At 67.5% G+C, this 11,581-nt stretch carries 9 protein-coding genes; 5 read left to right on the forward strand and 4 right to left on the reverse strand.

The annotated features are described in order from the left end of the window. Window positions 1-15: 15 nt before the first annotated feature. The 3 genes from ACWGR4_RS45670 to ACWGR4_RS45680 all read right to left on the reverse strand — a co-directional run bounded on the left by ACWGR4_RS45670 (window position 16) and on the right by ACWGR4_RS45680 (window position 2,668). Window positions 16-663 (reverse strand): FtsB family cell division protein, encoded by a 648-nt coding sequence (locus ACWGR4_RS45670; protein WP_452131706.1) that lies wholly within the window; start codon window positions 661-663, stop codon window positions 16-18. A 56-nt stretch (window positions 664-719) separates the two neighbouring features. Continuing rightward, window positions 720-2,000 carry a phosphopyruvate hydratase gene (eno, locus tag ACWGR4_RS45675; RefSeq protein WP_380014136.1) on the reverse strand — a complete coding sequence of 427 codons (1,281 nt, stop codon included), beginning with the start codon at window positions 1,998-2,000 and terminating at the stop codon, window positions 720-722. A gap of 314 nt (window positions 2,001-2,314) precedes the next feature. Further along, window positions 2,315-2,668 (reverse strand): RICIN domain-containing protein, encoded by a 354-nt coding sequence (locus tag ACWGR4_RS45680; RefSeq protein ID WP_452131709.1) that lies wholly within the window; start codon window positions 2,666-2,668, stop codon window positions 2,315-2,317. Between ACWGR4_RS45680 and ACWGR4_RS45685 the strand changes: the two genes are divergently transcribed. The 5 genes from ACWGR4_RS45685 (at window position 2,585) to ACWGR4_RS45705 (ending at window position 9,242) form a co-directional block, all read left to right on the forward strand. After that, the gene (locus tag ACWGR4_RS45685) at window positions 2,585-2,956 is read left to right on the forward strand and encodes an SseB family protein (RefSeq protein WP_452131705.1); all 372 of its coding nucleotides are present in this window, start codon (window positions 2,585-2,587) and stop codon (window positions 2,954-2,956) included. The genes ACWGR4_RS45680 and ACWGR4_RS45685 overlap by 84 nt on opposite strands. Further along, window positions 2,949-3,299, forward strand: a complete 351-nt coding sequence (locus ACWGR4_RS45690; protein WP_452131704.1) for a hypothetical protein — start codon at window positions 2,949-2,951, stop codon at window positions 3,297-3,299. Before ACWGR4_RS45685 ends, ACWGR4_RS45690 begins: the two co-directional genes overlap by 8 nt. A 13-nt stretch (window positions 3,300-3,312) precedes the next feature. After that, a complete protein-coding gene (locus ACWGR4_RS45695; RefSeq protein WP_452131703.1) occupies window positions 3,313-7,785 on the forward strand; it encodes a DUF6531 domain-containing protein in 4,473 nt (1,490 codons plus the stop codon). After that, entirely contained in the window at window positions 7,782-8,249 is a 468-nt protein-coding gene (locus tag ACWGR4_RS45700; RefSeq protein WP_452131702.1) for a barstar family protein, read from the forward strand. Before ACWGR4_RS45695 ends, ACWGR4_RS45700 begins: the two co-directional genes overlap by 4 nt. Before the next feature lie 144 nt (window positions 8,250-8,393). Then, complete coding sequence (locus ACWGR4_RS45705) at window positions 8,394-9,242, forward strand: hypothetical protein (RefSeq protein ID WP_452131701.1); 849 nt, start codon at window positions 8,394-8,396, stop codon at window positions 9,240-9,242. Here ACWGR4_RS45705 and ACWGR4_RS45710 read toward each other — a convergent pair. Continuing rightward, window positions 9,190-10,353 (reverse strand): hypothetical protein, encoded by a 1,164-nt coding sequence (locus tag ACWGR4_RS45710; protein WP_452131700.1) that lies wholly within the window; start codon window positions 10,351-10,353, stop codon window positions 9,190-9,192. The genes ACWGR4_RS45705 and ACWGR4_RS45710 overlap by 53 nt on opposite strands. Window positions 10,354-11,581 lie beyond the last annotated feature (1,228 nt).

An 11,581-nucleotide genomic window follows, 5' to 3' on the forward strand; every position in this document is an offset into this window, starting at 1 on the left:
GCGGCCCGGACCGGCCTAGCCGATCGACGTGGCGGGTGTCCTCGTGGGCGTCGGCGACGTGCTCGGGGTCGGCGTACCGGCCTTGTCCGCGTCGCGGGTGGAGTCCCACAGGTTCCGGTACCAGGGCGGCGAGCCCGCCTGGGCCGGGGTGGGCGGCGCCGGGTTGCCCGCGGTGCCGGCGGGCGGCACCACCAGGTAGGCGGTGTCGCCGGGGTAGACGAAGTGCAGCCGCTCGCGCGCCTGTTGCCGAACGTACGCCGGGTCGTTCCAGCGCTCCAGGTCGGACCGCATGCGCTCGGTCTCGGACTGCTGCTTGCGGGTGCTCTCGCGCAGGTCGGCCACGTCGGAGCGCTGCGCCAGATATTGCCGCAGCGGGTAGACGAGGGCGATCGCCAGGCTCAGCACCACCAGACTCAGCACGATCCACTTGCCGCCGCCGCGCCGGCGCAGCCGACCCAGGCCCGCCGCCGCGGCCGAGCCCTTGAAGGACCCGGCCGCGGTCTTCGGCTTGGCAGACTTGGCGGGCCTGGACCCGGCCGGCCTCGACGAGGCCGATGCCGGGCGGGTACCGCGGGCCTGGCGCGGCGGTGCGACGGCTCGGGACGCGCGGGCGACCCGAGTCGGCCCGGCCGTCCTGCGACCGCCCTCGCCCTGCTCGCTCACGCGTCCTCCCGCCGTTCCGTCGATTCGGCGCCGGCGGTCCCCCGCTCGACCGGGCGTCAGCCCTGGAAGCGCGGGAACGCGGCGCGGCCGGCGTACTCCGCCGCGTCGTCGAGGATCTCCTCGATGCGCAGCAGCTGGTTGTACTTGGCGACCCGGTCGGAGCGCGCCGGGGCGCCCGTCTTGATCTGGCCGCAGTCCGTGGCCACCGCGAGGTCCGCGATCGTGGTGTCCTCGGTCTCGCCGGACCGGTGACTCATCATGCACCGGTAGCCGTTGCGGTGGGCGAGCGACACGGCGTCGAAGGTCTCGGTGAGCGTGCCGATCTGGTTGACCTTCACCAGGAGGGCGTTGCCCGCCTTCTCGGCGATGCCGCGCGCCAGGCGCTCCGGGTTGGTGACGAACAGGTCGTCGCCGACCAGCTGGACCTTGTCGCCGAGCTGCGCGGTGAGCGCGACCCAGCCCTCCCAGTCGCTCTCGTCCAGCGGGTCCTCGATGGACACCAGCGGGTACGCCTCGACCAGCTCGGCGTAGTAGGCCGACATCTCGGCGGAGGTCTTCTTGGCACCCTCGAACACGTAGGCGCCGTCGGTGTGGAACTCGCTCGCGGCCACGTCCAGGGCCAGCGCGACGTCGGTGCCCGGGGTGTAGCCGGCCTTCTCGATCGCCTCGACGATCAGGTCGAGCGCGGCGCGGTTGTTCTCCAGGTTCGGCGCGAAGCCGCCCTCGTCGCCGATGCTGGTGGCCAGGCCGCGGGCCTTCAGTACGGACTTCAGGCAGTGGTACACCTCGGTACCCCAGCGCACCGCCTCGGCGAAGGTCTCCGCGCCGATCGGCGCGATCATGAACTCCTGGATGTCGACGTTGGTGTCCGCGTGCGCACCACCGTTGAGGATGTTCATCATCGGCACCGGAAGCACGTGCGCGTTCGGGCCGCCCAGGTAGCGGAACAGCGGCAGGTTCACCGATTCGGCGGCGGCGTGCGCCACGGCGAGCGAGACGCCGAGGATGGCGTTGGCGCCGAGTTCGGCCTTGTTCTCGGTGCCGTCCAGGTCGATCATCGCCTGGTCGATCAGCCGCTGGTCGTCGGCCTCGGTGCCGACGATCTCGTCGTAGATGCGGTCGTTGACCGCGTCGACGGCCTTCTGTACACCCTTGCCGCCGTAGCGGGACTCGTCGCCGTCCCGCAGCTCGACGGCCTCGAAGGCGCCGGTGGAAGCGCCGGACGGCACGGCGGCACGGCCCGAGCTGCCGTCGTCGAGGACGACCTCGACCTCCACCGTGGGGTTCCCTCGGGAGTCCAGGATCTCCCGGGCGTGGATGACGTCGATGGACGGCACGAGTTTCTCCTTGGTCAAGGGGCACGCTGGTCTGCTCGGCCAGCCTAGTAGCAGCCCGGGTCGCGCTTTGCTCGGGAACGGGTAGCTGTGGGCGACTATTCGGTGACGCGTACGCGAACGGATCGACCGGTTCGTCCCTCTACCGGGCGACGGGCGGCGCGGGCGACCTCGCTGTCACCCACGCAAGCCGCCCCCACGCGTCGGTTCGCGTGAGGGCGGCTTGCGTGGTGCGGTGCGATGCGGATGGGCGGTTCAGGTGGGTTCGACATCTCCGGGGGATGTCGGGCGCGCCCTGCCGCCGGATCGGGTCGGTGTCACACCCGCTGCCACTGCTGGTTCGGTTGCCCATTCCAGGGCCAGATGATCGCCAGCGCGCCGGACTGGGTCGAGCCACCCGCGAGGTCCAGTACGTGGCCGCTTCCCGGGTAGTTCTGGAAGGACGAGCCGTACTGCGTGTCCGCCCGGTGCCACACCTGGTTGTCGCCGTTGTTGCAGGAATAGACGATCAGCGACGTGCCCTGGTTGGTGTTGCCGCCGGGGACGTCCAGGCACTGGCCACCGGTGCCGACGTTCCGGAGAGTCTCGTGGTTGTGGGCGTCCCGGCCCGTGTACCACTGCTGGGTATATCGCCGCTGCGGCGGGAGATCGCCCGGCTGCTCGCGGGCGATCCGCCGGCGCTGCTCGCCGCGTTGCTCGCGGCCCGGCTGTACTGCGAACGACCCGAGCGGGTCGGCTTCGCGGCGATCGGGCCGCCGGGTGGTGGGGTGGTTCCGGTGTTCACGTCCGAGGAGCAGTTGGCGCTGTTCGTCCGGGGCGGGTGCGACTGGTTCGCCACCGAAGGCGCCGACCTGGTGCGGCTGTTGCCACCCGGCTACGACATCGCGATCGACCTGGCCGGCCCACGACCGGTGCGGCTGCGGGCGAGTCTGTGGAACGCGGAGGCGGCGGATGGGTGACGACGGTTTCAAGGTCGACAGCACGTTCGTGCGCGGGGCCGGTACGGAGTTGATCGAGGCGCTGACGGTGGCCCGGGAGATCGCGCAGAAGCAGCAGCCGTTGCGGGACGGGTTGGTGGCGCTGCAGAAGTACTACTCGTCACCGTTCCAAGCCGGCGAGATCGTACTGGAGTCCGCCAAGGCGATGGCCGCGCTGGTGAACCTCGGCGAGAACATCGCGGTCGCGCTGGAGATGGCCGCGCAGCAGTACGAGGCGGCCGAACGCGACGCCGAGGCCCGGTTCTTCACGCCCGGCGGCGCGGCCTCGATCCACGCGGGCGACGACCTGGGCACCACGAACTGACGGAGGCCGCCCGGTGTTGGTATCCGGCGAACCACTCACCCCCGACTCGCAGCCACGCGGCCTGATACCGGGCGACTGGGAGGTGTTACAGACGCTCGCCGACGTGCTGACCCGGTTCTCGGCGCAGGCGCTGGAGGCCAAGGGCCGGCTCGGCAAAATCGAGGGCCAGGACCTCTGGCAGGGCAACGCGGCGGAGGGCTTTCGCAAGGACCTCGGGATCGTCACCGAGATCCTGGGCCTGCACGGCAAGGAATACCCGAGTGTCGCCGCGAAGTTGCGCGAGTTCGCCGAGGTGTTGCGGTTCGCCCAGGGCGAGTGCGCGAACGAGATCATTCCCAAGGCCAAGCAGGCGTTCTGGCTGATCGAGGCACAGGCGCGCGAGCAGGAGTCGTACGACCTGGCCAAGCGCAATCAGGATGTGCAGAAAGCCAACGGCGTCGGCAAGGAGTGCCTGCCCCCGCTGCCGCACAAGCCCGAGGGCCATCCGGGCGCGGACATGTTGCGCGAGGCGCAGGAGCAGTTGACGCGGGTCCGCGAGCGGGTGGAAAAGGCCGACGCGCACGCGCTGTTGGAACTGCGCAAGTCCCGTGGCGTACTCGACCTCGACCCGGACATATGGAAGACGCTCCGCCAGGCCGGGATCGATTTCGCCAAGGGCGCCGCCGGCGGGGTCTTCGAACTCGCGAGCTTCGCGTGGACGATCGACCCGGGTCGCATCTTCGTCGACCCGATCGCCTACGCCACCGACCTCAAGGGCATCGCGGGCGGCATGCTCGGCATCGCCCGGGACCCGGTGGGGTTCGCCCAGGACACGGTCGTCTCCTCGTGGGAGGACTTCAAGAAGAACCCGGCCCGCTGGCTCGGCCACGCGGCGCCCGACCTGGCCCTGACACTGGCAACGCGCGGCGGCAACAAGGCGCTGACGCCCGCCGAGCAGGTCGAGAAGAACATCGCCAAGCGGGACAACCCGCGCTGCCGGGCCGCGGAGGCATGCACGCGCGAGGGTGAGCCGATCGACGTGGTCACCGGCGAGATGGTGTTGCCGCAGACCGACGTGACGCTGGCGGGCGCGCTGCCGTTGGTGCTGGAGCGGCATCACCGGACGGCGTTCGGCGGGGGCCGGTTCTTCGGTGAGCGGTGGGCATCGACGCTCGACCAAAGCCTGCGTCTGGGCGCGGACCGGGTCACCTTCACGGCCGCCGACGGGATGACGCTGCGCTATCCGGTGCCGAGGCCAGGCGAGCCGGTGCTGCCGATGGGCGGATACCGGTGGCCCCTGGCGTGGGACGGCGCCGGCACGTTCACGGTCACCGACCCGCGGCGGGGGTGGACGTGGTCCTTCGCGGCGCTGCCGGGGCGGGCGTCGCGCCGAATACCGGTGCGGGCGCTGACGGATCGCAACGCGAATCGCGTCGAGTACGTCTACGACGCCGAAGGTGTGCCGTGCGAGGTCACCCACTCGGGCGGCTACCGGGTGGCGGTCGACTCGGCGGCGGGCCTGATCACGGGATACCGCCTGCTCGGCGCGGACCCGGTCACCCACACGAGCACGAACGACCCGGCGGCCTGCGTCGGCCTCGTCACCTTCACCCACGACGCGCTCGGCAACCTCACCGAAGTCGTCAACTCCTCGGGCCGCCCCCTGCGCTTCACCTACGACCCCCACAACCGCATGACGTCCTGGACCGACCGCAACGACACCTGGTACCAGTACGAATACGACGAGGCCGGCCGCTGCGTCAGGGGCTCCGGCGTGGCCGGCGTCATGGACAACACGTTCGAGTACGACGAAGCGTCCCGAATCACCAGGATGACCAACGCCCTCGGCGCCGTCCGCGAATACGAATACAACGACTGGTCCCAGGTAATCCGCGAAACCGACCCCCTCGGCGGCACCAGGCGCACCGAATGGGACTCCTACAACCGCCGAGTCGCAGTAACCGACGAACTCGGCCACACCACGAGGTACGCATACGACGCACAGGGCAACCCGACCGGCGTCATCCACCCCGATGGCACCTTCACAGTCGCCGAAGTCGACCCGGTGCTCTGCCGCCCCACCCGAATCACCGCCCCGGACGGCACAGTCCGCCACCACACCTACGACAGCCGCGGCAACCTCCTCACCACCACTGACGAAATCAACGCGGTCACATCCCACACATACAACGAGGCCGGCCACCTCACAACCATCACCAACGCCCTGGGCCACACCACAACGGTCACATCGAACGCGGCCGGCCTCCCCACCACAATCACCGACCCACTGAGCGCCACCACCCACATCACCCACAACGCCTTCGGCCGCACCACCGCCTTGACCGACCCCTTGGGCCACACCACCAAAACGGCCTGGACGGTGGAAGGAAAACCGGCCCGCCGCGAACGCCCCGACGGCACCACCGAATCCTGGACCTGGGACGCCGAAGGCAACCTCCGCCACCACGTAAACCCAGCGGTCTTCACCACATCCTACGAATCAACCCACTTCGACCTCCCCTCCGCCCAAACCAACCCCGACGGCGCGAGGTTGGAATTCACCTACAACGCCGAGTTGCACCTGACAAGGGTCACCAACCCCCAGGGTTTGACGTGGAGTTACGAATACGATCCAGGCGGCCGGCTGCTCGCCGAAACCGACTTCAACGGCCGGCGCCTCACCTATCGCCACGACTCCGCAGGACGACTGATCCGTCGCGTCAACGGAGCGGGGGAGGCTGTTGCATACACCCGGGACGCACTCGGTCGGGTCGTTGTCCAACACCACGAAGCCACGGGTCACGAAACACGCTACGAACACGACGCTCTCGGTCGACTGCGCAGGGCCACCGGTCCTGATGTGGATTTGGTTCTACTCCGGGATGCGTCCGGACGAGCGGTGGCCGAAATCTGCAACGGCCGCCATCTCCGATGCAGTTACGACGAACTCGGCCGGCGAACGCGTCGCGAGACTCCGAGCGGTCAGGTCAGCGAATGGACCTACGACGCCGCTGGGAGGCCGCTGGCCCTGCACACTTCGGGGCATGCATTTGAATTCACCCACGACGCCGCAGGTCGCGAAACGCGGCGAGAGTTCGGGGATCACGTCACTCTCGCGCAGAAGTGGACCGAGACTCATCGCCTCATCGACCAGTCGATCACGATTGGATCCTCGGCAACCGGACTGGCGGCCGTCCTTGACCCACGCCTCGGAACTCGGCAAACGCTTCACCGTGGCTTCACTTACCGTGACGATGGCTGTGTCGTATCCATCGAGGATTCACTCCACGGGATGACGTCGTTCAATCTCGACGAGGTAGGACGAGTACTTGGCAAAAATGCGCCGGGCTGGTCCGAATGTTATGCATATGACACCGCCGGAAACCAGATCCACGGCCAATGGCCGACCGCCGATACAGCTGAACAGGGCTCACGTGAGGTATCCGGGACTCTCACTCGCCGTGTCGGCCGCACACAGCTGGACCACGACCGCCAGGGCCGCATCATACGACGCACCCGGAAGTCTCTTTCCGGAAAATCGTACGTTTGGAACTACTCGTGGGATACCGACGATCGACTCGTCTCCACGGTAACGCCCAGCGGCCACACATGGAACTATATCTACGATCCTTTCGGACGCAGATTCTCCAAAACTCTCGTTTCTGACAGCGAAGACACCCCGCAGCACTACACCTATACCTGGGATGGAACCGACCTCGTCGAAGAGTCGACAGCCGACGGCCGAATCCTCAACTGGAACTACCACCCGGATGCCCCCCGCCCGATCACCCAGGCCGTGATATCGAGTAGCGCCTCCGATGCCGAAAGCCATATTTTTTCGATCGTCACCGATCCCGCCGGAACCCCAACCGACTTGATCGACATGTTCGGTCACCGGGCGGGGGGCACGCGTACTTCACTCTGGGGTTGCGACGAACGACCCATGAATCACCTTGCCTATTGTCCGCTTGGGTTCCCGGGACAGTTTCGCGACGAAGAGAGCCAATTTTCATCCAATTATTTCCGCCAGTACGATCCGACCTTCGGAGCATACGCCAGTCCGGATCCCTGGGGATTGAAGCCCGCGCCAAATCCACATGGGTACGTCACAAATCCTCTCACCTGGCTCGATCCGCTGGGGCTCGCTGCCTACAGCCCTGGTTCCTCATTCGGCAACCCGCCGCCCGGATGGTGGCTCCCGTCGGCGATTCCGGCGGAATCGCTCGAGGTGATTCGCTGGATAGAAGATCGCGGCGTCCATCCCTACGGTTACCCTGACGGAATCAAGGGGGAATCCCTGCCGACGCCGTTCCAGAACGACGGTAGAAACAACAGCACAATCCTGCCGACCCACGATGCGCACGGAAATCCGATCGCCTACCGAGAATGGGGGTCACTCCAAACCAAAGGCGATCCCAGTAGAAGCACCGAAAGAATCGTTTCGGGGTCGGACGGTTCGATATACTACAGCCCCAACCACTACAAATCTTGGATCGTGTACAAATGATGCTTGGCACCGATATTTGGCAGCACGAATCCCCCTGGTTTCATTTCGTTCCGGACACCGAGGTCCATGCCATCCCGCTGCCGCCGACCGGAAGTATTTACTGCGCACGCCTCGACGGAGCCCGAATGCTCGACAGCCAGGGCGTGCTCGAGTCGTTCTCCAGCGAACTGAAGTTCCCTTTCCAGTTCGGCTGGAACTGGCCGGCACTCGCGGAATATACAAGAGATCTTTCGTGGATTCCCGCCGACAGATATCTCCTTCTGATCCTTCGTGCAGAACTTCTCCTGCGCGACGAGCCGGAAGGAAAGAGGGTCGTCTCCGAAATTCTGAACCGAACCGCAAGGCACTTCGGGACCTCACCCGGCCAACCGGCAAAACCTGCAGGAACGGAAGTCGCCTTCAACACGGTATTCTTCTGCGATCCCCTGACCATCGAGCAAACGAAGCGTGATCTGCTGATGTAACGAACCGGCGACGAATGACCGATGTCGACCGTCAGGCCACGGTTCTTCGACTGACGTGCGAGAAATGGTATGGCGGCCGGCCGAATGCTGCTTGACAGTCGCGCCGCACGCCTATTCCCTGGCGCGACAACCCGGATACGGCCCGTGAGATCTGGAGTCGCCTTCGGCGCACCGGAGTTCGACGGCCTGGCGCGCGCGGATCTCGTTCCCGGGCGCGCGCTTCACCAGACGAGGACTCCCTCTCCGGCGGTCCCGAGGGTCGCTAGGGTTTTCGATGTGTTCGAAGACGGTGGTGTGAAGTCTGTGCGTCGGGTGTTCGCCGTGCGCGGGACCGAGCCTGTGTACAAGTTCCTGTTCGAAATCGTGGACGACATGGTGCGGGTGTACGGGGTTTCGGAGGAGGAGGCGTTCCTTCGAGTGGATCGCCACATGCGGCCCTACCGTTGGGACTTCACGGAGGAAAACGATCGCCGGTTCTTGTTCGAGTACTCCGAGGAACACTGGGCCGACCAGATCTACCTGGAGTCGGATCCGTGGCTGCAGCGGTCTGGTGACGATCACAGCCACTCGCGGCCTCGGCCGATGCCCGAGGCCGGGGATCCGGAGTTCGGGGGCTTGGCGCTGGGGGACCACCTCGCGCCTGTCGAGATGTTCGTGACGTGGGACGGCGAACTCGACGACTTCGTGTCCATCGTGGCCGGAGCGCGGCAGAGCACGGGTGGGCATGCCGCGCGGATCGAGAACGAGCGCGTGGAGATCTCGATCATCGGTGAGCTGTACGACGCCGAGTCCGACCGGGGATATGTGTCAATGACGTTTCGGCCGAAGGACGGCACGTCCTGGACGGACCTCTCGGAGGATTTGCGGATGATCGTCTACCGGCTGCACACCGTCGGGTTGGAGTATTCACGGGCAACCGTGGCCGATGGTGGTGAGCCGCTCAGGATTCTCCGACGGGATCGACGCACGTTCCATATGCTGCGGAAGGCGTGAGGTCGGGTTCGCCCGTCGGGTCGCCGAACTCGACGCTCATCCGGGTCGCGCCTGCCTCCTGTAGGCGCCAGGCCATGCGACGTACGTCCCGCAGGACCTCCTGCCACGAGACCCCTGTGCGCGGCGTGCAGGTCAGCGACCACATCGGGATCGCCTCGGGGTCGTCGGGTGCCGGTGCCGATGCCGGCAGGCGGGTGATCCGTACGGCGATGGCTTCGAGTTCGATCGCATCCGATGCGGATGAGGCGAACGTTGCCGGATCGAGCGCAACGGGCCGCGCCCGCGCGAGGGTTGCCGTGAGGACGTCCACGTCCACCGCCCATGCGACCAGACACACCAGCGCCGTCCCCCAGTCGCCGATCGCCTCGCGGACCGGTTGCGGATCGACGGGTTCGGCCGCCGCCTCGGGGGCGAACTCGGCTCGCTCGATCACCTCAGCGAGCCGATCGCGGTCCTCCCACCCTTCGGCGATCGCCGTGGCCCACTCGTAGGCGCTTGCTCGGTCGAGGAAGCGGGCGGCGTGCTCCGGTGGCATTCCGGCCACGGCGTCGAGCAGCGTGCACTCGACCCACCGGAACGCGTCGCCGGCATACCAGTGGTGGCTGTCGGCCAGCTCTCGAACCACCTCCGTGAGCGCCCGGCACACTTCGTCGTCGCCGGTCACCGTGGGCCCCTGCCCGACCGGCACCCGCCCACCCGGTACCAAGCCCGCGTCGATCAGCGAGGCCGCGACGCGCACCGCCATCGCATCCTCTACGGCGAAGCAGTACTCGATGTACGACTCGCATCCGGCCGGGGGTTCGTACGGAGCGGGCACCACGTACACCCGGACGGCGTCGCCGTCGGGTACGAAGCCGATCTTCTCCAGCCAGCGACAAGTGCCGGGCTGACCAAGCCACCTCGGATCCAGATGCGAAATGTCGACCCCTGGCAGGGCGTCGTCCGGCCCTGCGGCGACGATCACCATGGTGTACGGCTCGGCTTGGGCAATACGCTCGACGATCTCCTCTTCCGGAAGACCGGTCCACTCCATGAGCGTTTCGAGCGCATCGGAGTCGGGGCGCTGCGCAACGAACGCGGCAAACATGACCACGTCGCCCGCGGTACGCATATTGCGCCCCCGCGACGGCACCGCACGAAGCCGACCGGAATCCGCCACCGTCAACCCGCCCGAAAGGCCGGCCCCCACGAGATCGCCAGACATACGGCGAGAGTATCCGGCGACGTGAATCACGTGGTTGCGGAGGGACATTGCCTGCGGCGGTGCCGGTGCCGGTGCCGGTGCCGGTGCCGGTGGTGCGGTTGTGGCAGTCGGCGGGGGGCGCCTCTTGCTGTCCGCTCTTCGGCTGCGGTGTGCCGGTGCGGGGCCGGTCCGCGTCGGGGGGCGGGTCGCCGCGGGCGTGCGGGCCCCGAGACTCCGGGCGTCCGGCAAGGCGAGCGTATTGCTCGGCGAAAACCGACCGGCAGAGGCGGGCAGGGAGGACGGTCAAGTCGAGTCCGCCGGGGGGCCTTCCCGAGTGGGCCGGGTGCTCCCGGCGGGGGTTGCGCTTGTGATTGCGGGTGGCTGGTGCGGGGTCGGCCAGAGTCGGGGGTGAGCCGCCGCCGGCGTGCGGGCCCCGAGACTTCGAGGTCTCGGCTGGGCGGGTGTGTTGGTCGGCTTGAAAGCGACCAACAGCGGCGGGCAGGGAGGGCGCTCGGGTCGGGTCCGCCGGGCGTGCGTTCCCGAATGGGCCGGGTTCTTCCGGCGCGCGTCGCGCTTTTAGGCTGCGGGTGGCCGGTGCGGGGGCGGCCAGAGTCGGTGATGGGCCGCCACCGGCGTGCGGGGCCCGAGACTTCGGGCTTCCGGCGAGACGGGTGTGTTGGTCGGCTTGAAAGCGACCAACAGCGGCGGACGGGGAGGGCGCTCGGGTCGGGTCCGCCGGGTGGCCTTCCCGAGGGGGTCGGGGTGTTTCGGGTGTGTTTGGAGGGGAGTTGGGGCTCGAAACCGGATCGCGGTCGATGGTTGTGGGCTTCGGGTTTCGGTGACCTGCGGTTTTGTGGGGTCGGGGTGAAAGGTCGGGCGTCGAGTGCCGGTTTCGTGTGTTCCGGCCTCCTCGACGCCGGTGCGGAGACCGAAACTGCCCGGTCGGGGTCGGCTTCGGGCGCTGCGACCTCGCGGAGGCTGTCGAGCCGACCGAAAGTGCCCAGTGGGAGCCGAAACCGGATCCCGAGGCACTCGAAACGGCTTCCCTTCCCACTGACCTGCGGTTTTCTCGCGCACCGAGACTGCGGCACCCCACGCCGTCCGGTTTCGAGTCCCAACTCCCCTCCAAACACACCCGAAACACCCCGACCCCCTC

Source organism: Embleya sp. NPDC055664 (assembly GCF_053618075.1).